Source organism: Streptomyces caelestis (assembly GCF_001279005.1).
Taxonomy (GTDB): domain Bacteria; phylum Actinomycetota; class Actinomycetes; order Streptomycetales; family Streptomycetaceae; genus Streptomyces; species Streptomyces heliomycini.
Genome location: NZ_LGCN01000177.1, coordinates 100,297 through 116,406, shown reverse-complemented (window position 1 = coordinate 116,406; position 16,110 = coordinate 100,297). Strand labels below are relative to the sequence as shown.

Genomic DNA, 16,110 nt, shown 5'->3' with positions numbered 1-16,110 from the left:
CTCCTGGCAAGGGGTGAAGGGAAGGGATCGTGCCTGCTCGATCAGAGCGTCACTGCCCCAGGAAGGATCGGGCAGCATCGGGACGTGACTCGCGAGCAGGCACACCAAGGAGGGCGACGCCGTCCGGCATCGCCCTCAGCGCCTTCCGATCACAGGAAGCAGCAGTGCGGGGTGCTCATGAATGCCACGTCACAAGTCTATGAGCACGACAAAGCCCTTCATGCCCCGTACTTGCGAGTTGGGAGACACGACCTAATGCCATGTGGATGCCACATCCCCTAGCCCGATGCCCCTCCCCCGCCGTCACGGATCATGGTCCCGAGCCGATCTGCAATGACCCGATCCCGGTCGCTGGTCATGTGCTGGTAGATCAGCGCGGCGCGCGAGCTGCTGTGGCCCATGCGCGTCATCAGCTCCCGCGTACTGGCCCCGGCCGTCGAGGCCAGCGTGTTGCCCGTGTGCCGCAGGTCGTGGAAGTGCAGCTCGGCCGTGACGCCCGCGGCCTTCCGGGCCTTGACCCAGTCGTCCCGGAAGTTGCTCCGTCGCAGCTGCCCACCCTGCGGACCGACGAAGACATGCCCGTCACGGCCGGGGGCGGCGAAGTGCTCCAGGTGGTGTGTGACCGCGTCGAGCAGTTCGGCCGGGAAGGAGACGGAGCGCACCCCGGCCGCGGACTTCGGCGCCTTGTCGAAGAGCCGGCCGTCCTGCAGCTCGGCCTGAGCGCGGCGCACGGTGACGGTCAGCCCCTCCAGGTCGACATCCCGGCGCCGCAGGGCCGCCAGCTCCCCGAACCGCAGGGTGGTGAAGGCCGCCAGGAGCACGAGCAGCCGGTAGCGCGGCGCGATGGAGTCGGCGACGGCGAAGACCTCCGCCACCGTGAGGACCGGCCGCTCGGGCACGTCGTAGCGGTCCGCGCCCTTGATGCGGCACGGGTTGCGCCGGATCAGCTCGTCGTCCACGGCCGTGTTCATCAGGGCACGCAGCAGTTGGTACGCCTTGACCACCGACGGCTCACCGACGCCAGCCGCGAGGAGTTTGCCGCGCCAGCTGCGCACCCGGGCTGTCGTCACGTCGGCCACGCTCCCGGTCCCGAAGGTGGGCAGGATGTGCAGCCGTATCACCGACTCGTTCCGCTCACGGGTGCGGTCGGCGAGCTTCCGGTCCCGCAGCCACGCGGTGGCGTACTCCTCGAAGTTCACCACCCCGGCATCCGGGTCCGACCACTGCCCGCGCGCGATGTCCGACTCGATGTGCGTCAGGGCGACTTGGGCATCGGTCTTGGTCGCGTACGTCTTCTCCGCCGGACGCAGCTGCCCCGTCTCCGGGTCCCGGTAACGGACCTGCCAGCGGCCGGACGGAAGCTGCCGGACCGAGCCGAAGTCCCGGCGCCTCCCCTTCTTGTTCGCCATCAGGCAGCCCTCCGCAGGGAGCTACGGCGATCGCCGATCGGCTGCACCGTGTTGGCGTCGATGAAGGCGTCCAGAGCACTCTCCGGGATACGGACGTGCCGACCGACCTTGACGAACACGATGCGTCGCTCGGCGATCAGGCGGCGCGGGAAGCGTTCCGTGGTGCCGAGGAGTTCGGCCACCTGCGCCACGGTCAGGTAGCGGTCAGCCATGTGTGGGTTCTCCTTCCGGTGAAGTAGCGGAGTTGCGAGAGGCGGCGAGCCAGGTCTCTGCGGCGGTCAGTCCGGTGCCGGCGAAGCGCCAGTGGGAGACGACGAGGACGGTGTCCGGGTCGGGCAGCGGGTGGCCGGCCTCGGCCGCGTGTTCGCGGGTGAGGGCTTCGTTGTGGTCGGCGCGTTCCTGGCGGAGGGCGCCGAGGGTGACGGAGTAGGCGCGGGACTTGGTGGAGAAGTGGCCGCGGAAGCCGAGCATGTGGGCCCACTTGCGCAGGCGCAGGTCTTCGAGTTCGGGCAGGGCGCCGAGGTGCCAGCAGGTGAGGATCATGCGCCGGGCGTGGTCGGTGACGCCGGAGCCGATCAGGTCGGTGATCGGGTTGCGGATGGGCCGGTCGAGGGTGCCCGCGGTCTCGGCGCCCTTGGTGGCGTACTTGGCGATGTAGGCGGCCACGGCGCGGCTGGACAGTTCCGAGGTGCCCGCGAAGTCGGCCGAGCGGATGGGGCGGATGTCGAGTTGTTCGCCGAAGCGGAAGGCGTACGCGCGGCCGTCGAGGACCGGGCCGGGTGTCTCGGCGAGCCGGGCCGCCGAGCGGATCGCGTCGGTGAGCAGTTCGGTGGTGGCCCAGGCCGGTGGGGCGTCCTCGGCGCCGTCCGGGCCGTCGAGGCGGATGACGGCGTGGAAGTGGACGGCGCCGCGCCGCTGGTACTCGGCGACCTTGGCGTAGGAGACCTTGAGGCAGTCGCGCAGCGCCGAGCGGCTGAGGCCCGCGCGGGAGGCGAGGTGCTGGCGCAGGTAGGTGGTGAAGCGGCCCCACAGTGCCCCGGCGTGTGCGTTCCACAGGACGGCTGCGCGGTAGTCGTAGTGGTCCGGGTCCAGGGGCGTGCCGAGGGCGGGGTCGTCGTCCGGGTGGAGGCGTCCGCAGCGGCACCGGCCGCCGCCGGGGCGGTTGTGGACGGGGCCGAAGGACGGGGCGGTGAAGGTGGCGAAGACGCGCGGGTGCCCGGCGACGGACGGGCTGATGCCCTTGCCGCCGCTCAGGCCGGCCGTGACGAGGTGGAAGGTGTCTTTGCGGTACACCTCGGCGCAGGCGACGCACCGTGTGGCGCGGCGGTTGTTGCAGCGGATGAGGAGCTGTCCGGCCGAAAGGTCGCGGTCGACGATCTCCCGGAGGATCTCGCCCGTGGCGGCGTGGACGTCGACCCGGTGGCCCTCCATCCGTACGGGCCGCTCGCAGCCGCCGAGACGTTGGATCTGGCGTGCGTAGGTGCTGAGGTCGCCGTGCTGGGCGAGAGCCACCAGGCGGCGGATGGCTCCGGTCGGAGCCGCGGTGTGCATGTGCGGATTCCTCCTTGCAGAGAGGTCAGGAGTTCGGCGCGGCAAGCCCCGCCCGGCCTGTCGAGGGGGCTAGACAGCACGAGCAAGCCGGGCGGGCGGAAGGCGGTGAGGTCAGCGGCGGCTGAGAAGGGAGCGGACGACGACGGCGCACACGGCCACGGACACGGCAGTGAGGGCGACGGCGAGGAGCATGGAGACCAGGACGGCGCCGACGACCAGGACCACGGCGGTGCCGCCGCCGACGAGGGCGAGCGCGGTACCGGGCGTGAGCCGGACGGCCGGGCGGGACGACGCCGGGGTCGGGACGACCGGGGTGGCAGCGGGCGGTTCGACGACGGCGGGCGGGGTGACCAGGCCGGTCGGCTGGGGCATGGTGGGGAGCTTCGGTCGGAACATGAGCGGGTCTCCCTTCGGGGTTACTTGACGGCGGTGTCGATGACGGGGCCAGCAGGCTGTCGGCGAGGAGGTAGCCGCCGAGGAGCAGGGCGGCGATGAGCCACCAGGGCGGGCGGATGAGTTTGACGCCGAGAACGCCGACGACGAGCAGGGCGAGCCAGAGCGGAACGTCCATAGTGGTGATCTCCTGTCAGGCCGAGCAGCGGTGGGTGCGGGCGGCGAGTTCGGCGGCGGCGCGGCTGTCGTACTCGGCGGAGAAGTCGCAGCGGGGGGCGGTGCAGGCGGCCAGGTAGCGGTTCCGGCCGCGGTCGATGTACGAGGCGACGTTCACGGGTCCGATGCGGCGGACGTTGCGGAAGCGGCGGTGCATGGTGGTGCTCCTCTCTCAGAGGTGAGCGGCGACGGATGCGGTCATGGACGGGGGCAGGCCGAGCCGGGCGCGCACGGCGTCCGGGTCGGCGGGGCGACCGGTGGTCGAGCGGTGCTCGTCGGCCAGGGCCCGGACGCGGTCGACGAGTGCGGGCGGCAGGGCAACGGCCGGAGCAGGCGCGGGGGTCGGGGTGGTGACCGGTTCGTCAGTGGGCCCCGGAGCCGGCCCGAGGTCGGCGGAGGGCGCCGGCAGCGCCTCACGGTCGGGCCGGTCGACGGCGGACGGAGCGGCGTGCGGCTCCGTTTCGGCGTCCGCCGCCGGGGAGGCCGGGGCCGTCGGTGTTTCCGGGGTGTGCGGGGCATGGGCCAGTAGCGTGCCGCCGAAGAAGGCGATGGCGGGCCAGCCGGCGACCGTCACGCGGAGCCAGGCCGGTACGTCGTCCAAGTCGAGGAGTCCGGCCGTGGCGACGTTGGCGCCGAGGGAAGCGGCCAGGGCCACCAGGAACCACAGCCGCGGGCCACCAGCCGCCTGTCCCGCCCGCTGCAACTGACGCATCCGACGCCATGCGGCCACTAGGAGCAAGTCGACGCTCACGGGGTAGGCCCACGCCTTCCAGCCGTCCTGCCCGGCCGCCGCAGCCAAGTCATGCAGGTGAGAGAAAGACAGGGCACCGGCGATGACGGCCTGAACGATTACGGCGTCCACGCGGGCCAGAGGGGCACGCATCGGCTCGGTCTCCTTCCGGCGTGGTCAGTCGGTGGACTTGAGGGAGTCGGTGCGCTCGCGGGCGAGGCGGGCCACCCCGGCGGCCTCGGTGTCGCCGGGCGTGTGGTCGGCGATGCGCTCCAGCAGCTCCGCCTTACGGTCCATGAGCACGGCGTACTCGGCAGAGGTCCGGTTCTGCCGGAGCGCGGCCAGGTCCGCGATGAGGGCGCTGACCTCGGCGATGGAGGGACGTGGCACAGGGCTTCCTTCCGGTTTCGGGCATGGGAGGGGTAGGGACATGGCGCGAGGCGGTCACGCCGGCCGTGGGAGAGGGAGTGCGGTTACTCGGTGGCCGGGCGAGTGGTGGGCACCGCGGCGGGGAGTGAGGGCGGCCCCGTCGGTTCGGCGACGACGGGCCGGAAGGCGTCGAGGCGGGGCAGTTCCGGGACCAGGCCCGAGGTGTCGCGGCAGATGGCCGCCGCTTCGTCGAGGGTGAGGTGGGGTGAGCGGACGCGGGACCAGCCGCCGGAGGAGTCGCCGACGACCGCGACGCCGGGCCGTTCGGCCGGGATGGAGGTTGCGGCCAGCGCCGCTTCCGGTGCGATGTCGCCGAGCGCCATGTTGGCGGACGTCTCGTCGTTGACGCGGTGGCAGACCCGTCCGGTGAGCTGGGCGCGGAGCATGGTGGCGCCCTTGCCCAGTTCGGCGCCGAAGCGCTGCCCGCACACCTCCAGGTAGATGCCGGCCGCGCGGCCGAGCTGGGCGAGGCGGATGAGCTTGGTGACCATGGCGTCCCGCCGCTTCTCGTCGTCCTTGCTCGCGGCGAGGAAGAGTTCGGCGACCTCGTCGACGACAACCACGACCGGCACCGGCCGCGCCTTCTCGGGCAGGCCCCAGACGTCCGAGGTGAGCACGGCGTCCTGACCGGTCCCGCCCGTCATGCCGATCAGACGGAACCGTGCCTCCATCTCCTCCACCAGGACGTCGAGGAGGTCGTTCGCACGGTCCGACGTGTCGGCGAGCGCCGACAACCGGGGCGCGAACGGAACCAGTTCGACGCCCCACTTGCAGTCGATGCCGACGAGCGCGACGGGTTGCCGGGCCAGCCCGCACAGCAGGTTCCGCAGGTACACGGACTTGCCCGACTGCGTCGCGCCGAGGATCAGTTCGTGCGGCACGGTGCGGAAGTCCCGGACGTGCCACTGTCCGTCTTCGCGCAGCGCCAGCGGCAGGGACAGCGGTTCGGTCCGCAGCCGCCGAGCGGGCCGGACGTCGGCGAGGACGTCCCAGCCGACCAACCGCAGCTCCAGCCGTCCCGGTTTGGTGGGCCGGACATGCACGGCGTGCGCGCCCCAGGCGTGCCGCAGCCGGTCGGCCGAGGCGGTGAAGTCCTCGGGTGCCTGCCCGGCCGCCATGCGCAGCCGCATCACGAGCCCGGACCCGGTCGGCAGCGGCAGCGAACGGCGAGGCGGTACGGGAGCAGCCTGCCGCCCCGCCATCCGGGCGGTGGCCCGGCGCATGACCGAGGCGGGCACCGTCAGGCCGCAGGCGTCCATGGTGGCCCGGTACGTGGCGAGCACCCGCAGCGCGACAACCGGATACCCGACCAGCCACCAGAACAGGACCGGCAGCCGACGGCGCACCGCGACCAGCGCGGCCACCGCCAGCAGCGCCGGCACCAGAACCCACAGGGCGTCGGTCATGACGTTCAGCCCTGTGCCGCAGCCGGAGTGCCGACCATGACGGCGTCCGCCCGGTAGGCGATGCCGTGCCGGGAACGGCCGCCGAACTCGCTTTCCCAGGGCCGGGCCACCAGGCCGGACAGGAAGACCGGCGCGCCCATGACCAGGCCCTCGCCGATGCCCTTCTCGGGCACAGTGACCTTGATCATATCCGAGCCACCCTGGGCGATGAACACCAGCTCCAGGACCATGAGCCGGTCGTTGGTGACCGGGTCCACGGCCACCTCTCCGGTCTGCCGGTCCCTCACCTTGACCTCGGGCAGCTTCGTGACCAGCAGAGTGGCGGACGAGGTGTCCACGGGGATAACACGCATTGTGTGAACCTCACTTGATCGGGCGTCCGTCACGGACGCCGAGCCGTTGAATACCCCCCTAGACAGCGCAGGGAGGGGCCCGCCCCAACCGTCTAGGGGGTTGACGGCTACCGTAACCCGACGCTCCGTCAACTGTCTAGGGGGGTATACGAGCGGCTCTTGAAGGCCACCTGGACGCGCTACAAGAGCGCCCAGTGAAGGACCGTCGCGTCGTCACTTGCCTTGCCACGCGGCCAGCGCCGCCCGTCGGGATCGCCGTTCTCCGCCTCCCGCACGCGGCGGATCAGTTCGTCCGGGCCGGAGGAGCCGAGGACGGCCAGCACCTCTCGCCAGTCGGCGAGGGCGAACTGGTCGACGAGGCGCGTGGCGCCGTCGCTCATCAGCGTCACGGACGCCAGCGACTCCAGGGGCACCGTTCCCGTGAGGGCGTGTTCGGCCGCCCGCGGTTCGGGGCCGGCGATCCAGAAGCCGCCCGGCTGGTTACGGAGCCCTGTCAGGGCGTCGCGGTACTCGGCCAGGGCGGCAGCGTGTTCGGGTGAACCGGTGGGCAGTTCGTCGACCGGCGCGCGGAGCCGTTCACCGACCTCGTCCAGGCGCTGGTCGGTGACAGCAGTCGTCTTCCCGTCCCTGTCGGCGAGGAGGAGGGTCGAGTCACCGAGGACGAGGTACTCCAGAGCTTCCCCACCGGTCCGGACCGCAACGACCGTACTGGTCGGACTGGCCCTATAGGCCAGGTCGCAGGTGTCCTCATGCAGCGAACGGACGTCCCGGATCGCGTCGGCGAGGCAGTCGGTGAGCGGCCGGGCGGGGTGTGCCGTGATGCTTCTCAGCAGCAGCCCGCCCAGCGTCGACGAGAACCAGGCGACGCCGTGCACGCATCCGGTCTCCGCCCCGGCCACACTGGCACCGTCGAGGAGAACGGCCGCGCCGGGGGCGACGGCCGCGAAGTCCTCGTTCTGCTGGCCCGGTTCGGCGGGCAGGGAGCCGAGGGCCACGTTCACGCCGTCGTCTCCTCGTCGTGCAGATAGAGGGGACAGAGCAGTTCGACGGATTGCGGTTCGTCGGTCTCGGGGTCGTACTCGACGCTCACCAGCGCGGAGAAGTGCCGCTCCCCCACCTGCCCCCAGAGCGTGCCGAGGTCCGAGGCGAGGAGGTGGACGACGCCGAGGGAGCCTGCCGTGTGGATGCCGGCGATGGCGAGCACCGAGCCGTTGCCGTCCGGGCGGGGCAGCCTGCCGAGGTATCCCACATCGTGCGGACGGCGCGGTTCGATGTCCGCCCCCGCACGGTACGCCGTGCCGGTGCGCCGGTCCACCAGCGCCCACGGCTCGCCCTCCGGATGCTCCCAGGCGAGTACCGGGTCCTGGGCGTACAGGTCACTCATGGCCTGGGACATGCCCGGCCCGCAGACGACGACCAGGCCGTCACGGTTGAGGTCGACTTCACCGCTCACCAGTACGTGGCCGGAGCTGACGCTGAGCCCGTACGTCTTCGCCAGCTCCTCCAGACGCTTCCCGGAGTTCACGTCGGCCATGGCGACGACCGGGCGCTTCTTCACGTCGTCCCACCGCAGCGGAGTCACGACCGTGACGGCACCCGTGCCGAGGAAGGCCCCCTCAGGTGCCGGACCCGTATGGCGGATCTGGTGAATCCGCCCGCGGCTCAGGCCGGCCTTCTCCGCGATCTGCGCATAGGACAGTCCCTGCGCATGGAGGTCCTGGACTACACGGCGGCGGAGTCGGGCGAGTTCGGTCACCTCCTGCTGCGCGTCGGCCAACCGCGTCGTGACCTCACGCAGGAGCAGGTACGGATCATCGATCGCCATGATCCGCTGCAACTCGTCCGACATGACCACACCTCCCAGAAGTACCCAGGAGTCTAGGGCCCTAGACGGAATGGGCGGCAGGCGCCGTCCCGTACGACCGCCGACCACGAAGAACCGGGACCGCCGCCGGGGCACACCCCGCGGACTCACCCGCCACCGCCCGCAAGGCAACCGTCGACTATCGACGAGCGGAGCCCGGTCACGCGCCCTCCCATGCCAGCTCGGCCCATACGGAACGCCCGTCGGGCCAGTTCTTCACACCCCAGTCCTTGGCGCAGGACGCGATCAACAGCAGCCCGCGCCCGCCCTCTTCCTGGCTGGTCACGTCGCACAGGTGCGGCACACGCTCGCCGCCCTGGTCGACCACCTCGATGCGCACGAGGCCGCCACCGAAGCCGACGATCACGAGGAACCAGCCGCCGGCCGAACCGCTCCGCGAGTGCCGCACGGCATTGGTCGCCAGCTCGCTGACGACCAGGACGGCGTCATCGACCGGACCCTCCTCGGTAATCATGGCGGCCACGAAGTGACGGGCCTGGACCACTTGCTCGGCCAGGCCGGGAAAGGCACGGCACCACTTGGTACGCATGGCAAGCTCCTTGTCTGCGTCTAGGGGTCTAGACAGCGCAGCGGCAGAGTATTCCCATGCGTGACCAACAGGCCAGGCATACAGAGGAATTATTCCTCTAAGGGGTGACGGTGTCTCCCAGCTCGCGGAACTCCTTCATCACCCGCAACAGCAGCTCCCGCACCTCGTCACCGAAGACGGCAACTCGCTCGAAGCGACCGAACTCCTCCTCGTACGCGGCCACCTCGGCGGAGTCGACCGACACCCGCTCCCCGGCGAACGCCTCGACCACGACCGCCCGTTGATCGCACAGCGTGAACCCGTGACGAGGCAGAAGCGGCACCGGCCGACGCCAAGGGATGACCCCGAGCCGTACCGTGCTCAGACTCTCGACGGCCAGCAACCGGTCGAGCTGGGCAAGCATCAGCGCCGGAGTTCCGGGCCAGGTCCGCAACACCGCTTCCGTCAGCACGAACACCGACTCACGCCCCGGTTCGTACAACACGCTCTGCCGCTCCACACGGGCAGCAACCGCCCGACCGACCGCCTCAGGAGTCGAGTTCGGCGCACTCTCGAAGACGTGCCGGGCGTACTCCGCGCTCTGCAGCAGGGCCGGCAGAACAACGCACTGGAACGACCGCACCAACCGAGCCGACCGCACCGCTTCATCGAGGACAGCCCCAGCGGGAGCTTCATCACCGGATGCCGGACCGGAGTCCGCGGCAGCCTCCACGGCCACCAGGAGGTCACGCACCTCACGCGCGGTCGAGTCGTCGAGGCCGAGGGCACGCGAGAGCCGGTCCAGCACGTCAGAACTCGGCACCATGCGCCCGGTCTCGACCTTGGAAACGGTCGGTTGCCCCACACCGGCCCGTTGTGCCAGCACGGCACCCGTCAGGCCGGCTTCAGTACGCAGCCCCCGAAGACGCACCCCGAGCGCCTTCATCCGCTCCCGCCGCTCACTCCCCATACCCAGGGTTCTACACCACGGGACAGCGATGACCGGGTGCATGAGCCTCAGTGATCACCAAGCGCCCCGAGCATGATTCAAACTTTCTCTACTGGTTCAAGGCGGCTCGCTCCGCTCACCGCGCGCGGCACGGCCCCCGGCCGGGCCTGCGCTCCTGTCTCCGCCCCGCTCCAGCCCGGCCAGCGCCCGTGCCGCGCACACAGCAATCAGCCGTCTGACGCCAGAGAAGAGGTACGTCGTGGCTGGGGCGGTCGACTACGCGGCTTTACGGAGCCACTTTGGCGCGAGCCTCGCAGATCATGGCCCCAACGTCGTGCTTTACCGGGCAGGTCCACAGACTGCCCGACGCGCCGGAAGCTTACGGGGCCATGATCACTCGCGCCAAAGCAGCGCCACCCCAAAGCCGCTCCACCGACCTAAGATGTTCGGCCAACCTCGCATCATGTTCAGCCACCATCCGCGTCCTTTTTCCAGAAATCACATTGGCACCTCCATCCGAGCAGGCGGACCAACCCGCTTTTGGTTCGAATTTCTTTAGCTATAACACCTCGGACACTTTCCAACCGTAAGAATTCTTGCTCATATTGCCAATTCGGGCGATCGACCGTAGACCTGAAAATACCTTTTCCGAGGAAAGCATACCTCCTCCTAGCCAACCAGGAAAGCTGTCTCGTTTCGGCCGAAGGTGTCGCCACGATAAGCGCCACGACCTGTCGCAGTGAAATTATCACGGCAAGGCCAAATAGGGCATACGCCCACGGCTGACCGAAGGGGGTCCAGCCGACAATTACAGCCAATGCAAGGCTAATGGGCAGGGCGCTCGAAATAAGACCGGCAATTCTGGTTGGCGTCAAGATGTATCTTGAGAAATCGTTAGGGTCGGGAGCCATCAGAGTCGGCAGAAAAACGGCGGCAAATACCAGCAAAAGCGAGATGTTAGCGTCCGTTTCGGAGTTACGGACACTCTGAACGAATGCAGCTATCCCTAGCGCGACGGTAACGAGCACTGAGGTGACAGCGACGGCCCACAACCACAACCGCCGTGGCGCAGCCAATCTAATAAAGACTTTTCCATGCGTGCCATAAGCCGCTCCCTCGATCGGGTAAAGCCCGAATCGCGTTGCCCTTTGACTCTCCACCTGCCTTTCCTCGGGGGCCAGGATCTGAGGCCGGAGATTCTTGAGTTTCCTGGCTACTTTCGCCTGCCTGAAAAAGGACGCGGCCGTGGAGTCCTCAGCCTTCGATAGCTTGCTCCTGACATCTGCATCATCGTAGAGCTCTGCTCTGGTTATTCCTACGTTACTCGGCGTCTTGAGCTCAAAGTGATAGCTCTGCGAGTAAGCAACGTTGGAGGCGTTGAGGATGACGTCTAGGTGGTCAAGACCAATTAGCTTCTTGGCGAGTGCCTGGACTGCACCCCATCGCCCGTTGCGACGACTTCTGTAGAGAGCAAGCGGACGGACATAAGAGTACTTGACAATCACCCTCTCGCCTTTTCCGATCACGTCATCAAGCGGCAAAAACAGAATGAAGTTGCGGGAGAGCATCCTAGCCAAGACCAAAAAAGCTTTCGCTTTAGTTCCGTCAGGCGGATCGAAGCCCCACTTGTCGCCATCACGGAGGAGTTCCTCTAGATCTCCATCGGGAATTCCCTTCAGTTCGCTTATAGGGGATTGAAGTAGCCTGTCCGCCACGTCCCGGATCTCACCTTGGCTCATCCTCGAGCAAAGTTTCTGTGCCCATTGGACGAGCATCTCCTTCATGACCTCTCGCCCAAGTTTCCTTGAGATTTTGGGTAGTCTCTCCTCTTCTTTTTCTCCCCAGAAGTCGAAGTCGGAGATCACATCCTTGCTTAGCATGGCAATCGGCAGCAGAGTGACATCGGAGCCATTGTCAAGGCTCACTTTAGGTTGCACCCCCGGCGTCACGATATCGACGCTCACGCGGCGCGCTATGCTCAGTTCGTCCGGGAAGGATACAGAGTCAACGCGCCTTACTATCCAATCCTTGCTGGAGAAGATGAGTTCTATAATCTCAATAGCAGCTCTGGCGCTCACCTTGCCGCTATAGCGTGCTCCCTCTGAAAGGTCATAACCCTGATTCTTGCGAAGCATGAGATTTAGCCTTCCTGGCGCTGCAAGCCACAGGTAGCTAAGCAGGCACTAGCTACTACATGTTCCAGAGAATGCAGAGTTACCCTTGATCGCAACCCGAGAGAACTTGAATAGACAATCAGCGGACGAACACTGGGACATAGGGCGTGCAGGCAGACAGACACCGAGAGCACATCGCCCCAGGTCAGATAGAGAACCACCTCTGAAACACCCTTGCTTCCCAAGCTGAGGGTTTGCGGGACCGAGCAGCCCTGTTCTTCCCGCGGCCCGGCCGGCGCGACCTGCTCCCGTCGACGGCAAGCACCGTGGCTGAGGTCGGCGGGGGTGCAGCGAGGCACACGCGCGCCTGGTCGGCCGACGCACCCACCGTCGTGGCTGGCTGTCGTCGGCTGAGGTTCGTGCCACAACCGTGCCAGATGCAGGGGGCAACAGCGGTCAACACCGGCGTCCCTCGGTCGAGTAGCCGCCCGCTCCCTCGGCTGGCGAATTCGCAGCTCAGCCCGCAGATCACCCAGCCGCTCTCCTAAAGCGGGTGTCGCAGGTTCGAATCCTGCCGGGGGCACCAGGCAAAAGGCCCCGGACCGATCATGGTCCGGGGTCTTTGACATCCACTTCCGGCAACAACGAGGACAGTCACTGACGACTGCGGCGCCTCCTGAGCAGCCGGTCCATGTGGCTCATGGCTTCGCGCTGCGTCTCCTGCATACCCGACCACCGAAATCCGGTGGACCGAGTCCGGTGGACCGTGCAACGGTCTCCGCATGCCGAGTGCGATCCAGTCGTCGAAGTCCTCCGCCTCCGGGGCTTTCCTGTCGTTCGAGTCCTTCGACGGGACCATCATCGGATATCGACGGATCGGGTCCGGGCTGCCGGTCGTCATGGTTCACGGGTCCGGCGGTGGGTTGCACTCCTGGCAGCCGGTGGCCGAACGACTCGCCGACCGGTTCGAGCTGTGGTCGCCGGCCCGTCGCGGCTACGCCCCGAGCCAGTCGGGCCGATCTCCGAAGCGCTTCGCCGACGAGGTGGGCGACATCAGAGTACTGATCAACAGGATCGGCCGCCCGGTGCACCTGGTCGGCATGTCTTACGGCGCCACCGTTGCCCTGCACGCTGCGGCAGCCGGACTCGCCCTCCGCTCCCTGGTGCTGTGGGAACCGCCGCTGTACGCCGCGGGCGAGGAACTGACGCCCGTGCTGTCTCGATTCGAGGAACTCACCACGCAGGGTGACCGGCTGCAGGCCGATCGGCTCCTGGCGGAGAAGGTGGCCCGCGTCCCGGCCCCGCTGCTGGACTTCATGGACGGCGGCGATCCGGCCGACAACGAGCCCGCCACCGACGCGCCCGGCTGGTGCCGCGACCTGGAATCGATGGCCGCCGATGCAGTGGACGTGGAGCGCTGGTCCGCTGTCACTGTCCCCACGCTGCTGATGCGGGGGGCCGACACATGGCAGCCCATGCCGGAAACCCTCGACCGACTCGCGAGCGTGCTGCCCGACGTCACACTCACGACGTTCCCCGACCAAATGCACTTCGCGCCGTCAACGGTGCCCGAAGCCGTGGCAGCGGAGATCGCCCGCTTCCTGTCGCACCCCTGAAGCGCACCCACCACACAACCAGGTCTTCGGGACGAAGAGATCGTGCCAGGTCATGCGGGGAACCACGGGAAATCAACGGACCCGCCCATCCGGCGTGGGCGGCTTCCACCGCAGATCAGCCCCACAGCGAGTCCTAGATCACCTCAGCTTCCCAAGCTGAGAGCGTTCGCCGCCTGTCCGGGCTCCTCGATGAGTCAGAGAAGGTCCCGCCAGAAGAGGGCCGTCGCTCGCGGGTTCCAGCTGTCGTCGACCTCGTCCCGCGCCTCGTCGAACTCCTGGTGCATGTAGTCGGCCAGGTCCAGGCCGTAATAGATGACGTCGGTCTGCCACATCGAGAGCACCGGATGTCCGAAGCTTCCCCGGCCGGCAGGCAGGTATCGGTGGGCATACACGGGCACCATCACCGGCGCCTCCGCCAGATGACGCCGCGCCGTATCCAGTGCCGCCGTTCCGTCGGCTGGACGCTCACCCCAGCCCTCGTACCAGAACGCGTTGTGCTCAACGCCGAGCAGAACACCCTCGACCGGCCAGTCGAGCTGTCGACGCAAGCCGCCCAAATCGCCGCCGCGCCACTCCGGCCAGGGCCTTGACCAGGTCTGCCCGTCCTCGGGAGGGACGTTGATCGGGAGCCCGGCCGCAAGGAATGCCCGGTGATCGTCCGCGAACTCGAAGCCGTACTCGCGCTCGATGCGCGTGAACTCGGCCTCCGTCAGCCCCGCCCCGAACTCATAGAGGCCCGTCTGTGCCAGGCGATGTGCGGCCTCCGCACCCAGGCGTACTCCCTCATTGCTGATCACCGCCGCACACTAGCGCCGATCGCATCCAACCATCACCCGAGATGTATGCGGGCTCCGCCTCAGTTTCCGTGTCATTCAGCCCTGTTCAGGGCCGTTCAGGCGAGACCACGAGTCGGCTGCAACCCATGGGCGGGCCGCCCGTGAACGCAGGTGAACGGCCCTGTACGCGAAACCGCGAGGCATCAACACAGTTGGAAAGCGTGCGCCCCCCGGGCAACCTCCTTGGGCCGCCGTGCACCGCTGCGCGGAGCGGTGCGCCTTCCACAGAGGACATGTGCCCGGCAATCCTGCACTGGTCCGCACGACGGTCGAGACCGGGGGTGGGAAACGTGGCTCGTACGCAGTCCAGGTGTGGAGCGCTCACGCAGAAGGGCACTCGGTGTCAGCGGCTGGCGATGGTCGGTGCGTCGCGATGCGACCTGCACCGTGGCGAGTGGTCGTCGTACACCATCGAGAAGCGCAAGGAAACCGAACGCAAGGCGAAGAAACGCAAGCGCCGCAAGTGACCCCAGCCGGTGTGAGGTGACATCCATGGCTGACATCAACGACAGCGGACAGCGGCGGCGCGGTGCGGTCTGACACGGCCACAGCTTCCCCGCGCAGCACGGGTGGACAGGCGGTCAGACCGAACTCCTCAAGCGGGTGTCGCAGGTTCGAATCCTGCCGGGGGCACACGGCACAGGGCCGGTTCGAAGGGCTTGATCCCTCGAACCGGCCCTGCTGCGTGATCACATCCGTGCCCCGGTGTGCTCCCACCGCACCAGTGCCCTGCCGTCAGCCTTCGTGGGGCACCCTCGGGCGGGTGACCGGCACGACGGTGAGGAGGTCGTCCAGCCCTTTGAAGTCGTCGGGGTTGGTGGTGAAGAGGGGAAGGTTCTCCGCCACGGCGATGGCAGCGATCACCAGGTCGGCCACCCGGCGGCGTGGCTTGCGGCCGGCGCTGATCACTGCGGCACAGATACGGCCGTAGATGCGGGCCGCTTCGGCCTCGAAGGGGATGGGGTCGAACTCGTTCTCGGCGCGTTGCAGGACGTCGAGCCTACGGGCGCGTTCGGCGTGTTCGTCGTAGCTGCTCTGTTCGTCGTTGCGACGGACCTCGTGCGGACCGGCGGACAACTCGGCCAGGGTGATGGCGGTGATCGCCATTTCGTCCGGTAGCTCCTCGGGTGCCACCCAGCGGCGCAGAATCATGATGTTGGTGTCGAGGAGGCCCTGTTGATGCGTCGAGCGGTCAGCGGTCATAGGGATCGTCCGGGTAGGTGTCGGCCGTGGCGTCCTGATCGGCGCGGAACCTGTCGAGGTCGATGCCGGGAGCGGTCCTGGACATCGCGGCGAACTCCTGGCGGGAGACGAACCGGCGGCGTCGACGCAGCGGGACGAGCTGTCCGATCGGATGTCCGTCGCGGGTGACGGTGAACGACTGACCGCCCTGTACGGCATCCATGATCTCTCGGGACCGGCTGCGTAGATCCCGTTGGGTGATTTCGGGCTGAACGCTCATACCGACCAAGGTAGCGCCGGGTGCTACCAGGTGACACATGACGCCCGAAGGCTTGCGCCGACAGAGCTTCGGCCGTAGCGGCCGGGTACGGCCTTCGCTGATCGATCCGGCTGGAGCTACGGATGAGAAGGCGCCGACATCCACAGCTGACATCAACGACGTCGGACGGGGACACACGCCAGCGACTCCCGCCGGCCGGCGTGCCGGTCGACGACAGCAGTCGGGCCACGCTCGGACCGAACTCCTCAAACGG

General features: G+C 68.0%; 18 protein-coding genes and 1 tRNA gene. 2 read left to right on the top strand and 17 right to left on the bottom strand.

The window, feature by feature from the left end; genetic code table 11:
* Positions 1-278: 278 nt before the first annotated feature.
* From ADK41_RS15965 to ADK41_RS41695, 14 genes are all read right to left on the bottom strand, one after another.
* Positions 279-1,409, bottom strand: a complete 1,131-nt coding sequence (locus ADK41_RS15965; RefSeq protein ID WP_030821978.1) for a tyrosine-type recombinase/integrase — start codon at positions 1,407-1,409, stop codon at positions 279-281.
* The gene (locus ADK41_RS15960; RefSeq protein ID WP_030821981.1) at positions 1,409-1,621 is read right to left on the bottom strand and encodes a helix-turn-helix domain-containing protein; all 213 of its coding nucleotides are present in this window, start codon (positions 1,619-1,621) and stop codon (positions 1,409-1,411) included. Before ADK41_RS15960 ends, ADK41_RS15965 begins: the two co-directional genes overlap by 1 nt.
* Entirely contained in the window at positions 1,614-2,960 is a 1,347-nt protein-coding gene (locus ADK41_RS15955; RefSeq protein WP_030821985.1) for a replication initiator, read from the bottom strand. Before ADK41_RS15955 ends, ADK41_RS15960 begins: the two co-directional genes overlap by 8 nt.
* Positions 2,961-3,071: 111 nt before the next feature.
* Positions 3,072-3,356 carry a hypothetical protein gene (locus ADK41_RS15950; RefSeq protein WP_030821988.1) on the bottom strand — a complete coding sequence of 95 codons (285 nt, stop codon included), beginning with the start codon at positions 3,354-3,356 and terminating at the stop codon, positions 3,072-3,074.
* 190 nt (positions 3,357-3,546) lie between these two features.
* Positions 3,547-3,726 (bottom strand): mobile element transfer protein, encoded by a 180-nt coding sequence (locus ADK41_RS15945; RefSeq protein ID WP_030821991.1) that lies wholly within the window; start codon positions 3,724-3,726, stop codon positions 3,547-3,549.
* Between the two features lie 15 nt (positions 3,727-3,741).
* Positions 3,742-4,452, bottom strand: a complete 711-nt coding sequence (locus ADK41_RS15940) for a DUF2637 domain-containing protein (RefSeq protein ID WP_030821994.1) — start codon at positions 4,450-4,452, stop codon at positions 3,742-3,744.
* Positions 4,453-4,476: 24 nt separating this feature from the next.
* The gene (locus ADK41_RS15935; protein ID WP_030821997.1) at positions 4,477-4,689 is read right to left on the bottom strand and encodes a hypothetical protein; all 213 of its coding nucleotides are present in this window, start codon (positions 4,687-4,689) and stop codon (positions 4,477-4,479) included.
* Positions 4,690-4,772: 83 nt separating this feature from the next.
* Positions 4,773-6,134, bottom strand: a complete 1,362-nt coding sequence (locus tag ADK41_RS15930) for an FtsK/SpoIIIE domain-containing protein (RefSeq protein ID WP_030822000.1) — start codon at positions 6,132-6,134, stop codon at positions 4,773-4,775.
* Positions 6,135-6,139: 5 nt separating this feature from the next.
* A complete protein-coding gene (locus ADK41_RS15925) occupies positions 6,140-6,487 on the bottom strand; it encodes a hypothetical protein (protein WP_030822002.1) in 348 nt (115 codons plus the stop codon).
* 179 nt (positions 6,488-6,666) lie between these two features.
* Entirely contained in the window at positions 6,667-7,488 is an 822-nt protein-coding gene (locus tag ADK41_RS15920) for a protein phosphatase 2C domain-containing protein (RefSeq protein ID WP_030822005.1), read from the bottom strand.
* Entirely contained in the window at positions 7,485-8,336 is an 852-nt protein-coding gene (locus ADK41_RS15915) for a sigma factor-like helix-turn-helix DNA-binding protein (protein WP_030822008.1), read from the bottom strand. The genes ADK41_RS15920 and ADK41_RS15915 overlap by 4 nt, the downstream gene beginning before the upstream one ends.
* Positions 8,337-8,511: 175 nt before the next feature.
* A complete protein-coding gene (locus ADK41_RS15910; RefSeq protein ID WP_030822011.1) occupies positions 8,512-8,901 on the bottom strand; it encodes an ATP-binding protein in 390 nt (129 codons plus the stop codon).
* A gap of 97 nt (positions 8,902-8,998) precedes the next feature.
* Positions 8,999-9,850 (bottom strand): helix-turn-helix domain-containing protein, encoded by an 852-nt coding sequence (locus ADK41_RS15905; protein ID WP_078661850.1) that lies wholly within the window; start codon positions 9,848-9,850, stop codon positions 8,999-9,001.
* Between the two features lie 446 nt (positions 9,851-10,296).
* On the bottom strand, positions 10,297-11,964 hold the full coding sequence (locus ADK41_RS41695; RefSeq protein ID WP_158717642.1) for a hypothetical protein: 1,668 nt from the start codon (positions 11,962-11,964) through the stop codon (positions 10,297-10,299).
* Positions 11,965-12,456: 492 nt separating this feature from the next.
* Here ADK41_RS41695 and ADK41_RS15900 point away from each other — a divergent pair.
* Positions 12,457-12,529 (top strand) — tRNA-Arg (locus ADK41_RS15900).
* A gap of 196 nt (positions 12,530-12,725) precedes the next feature.
* The gene (locus tag ADK41_RS15895; protein WP_051843027.1) at positions 12,726-13,559 is read left to right on the top strand and encodes an alpha/beta fold hydrolase; all 834 of its coding nucleotides are present in this window, start codon (positions 12,726-12,728) and stop codon (positions 13,557-13,559) included.
* Between the two features lie 194 nt (positions 13,560-13,753).
* On the opposite strand, the gene ADK41_RS15890 is transcribed toward ADK41_RS15895, so the two are convergent.
* The 3 genes from ADK41_RS15890 to ADK41_RS15880 all read right to left on the bottom strand — a co-directional run bounded on the left by ADK41_RS15890 (position 13,754) and on the right by ADK41_RS15880 (position 15,857).
* Positions 13,754-14,356: a hypothetical protein gene (locus tag ADK41_RS15890; RefSeq protein ID WP_030822020.1), complete on the bottom strand. Its 603-nt coding sequence runs from the start codon at positions 14,354-14,356 to the stop codon at positions 13,754-13,756.
* A gap of 774 nt (positions 14,357-15,130) precedes the next feature.
* Complete coding sequence (locus tag ADK41_RS15885) at positions 15,131-15,598, bottom strand: type II toxin-antitoxin system VapC family toxin (RefSeq protein ID WP_030822023.1); 468 nt, start codon at positions 15,596-15,598, stop codon at positions 15,131-15,133.
* Positions 15,588-15,857: a type II toxin-antitoxin system Phd/YefM family antitoxin gene (locus ADK41_RS15880; protein WP_030822025.1), complete on the bottom strand. Its 270-nt coding sequence runs from the start codon at positions 15,855-15,857 to the stop codon at positions 15,588-15,590. The genes ADK41_RS15885 and ADK41_RS15880 overlap by 11 nt, the downstream gene beginning before the upstream one ends.
* Positions 15,858-16,110: the final 253 nt, after the last annotated feature.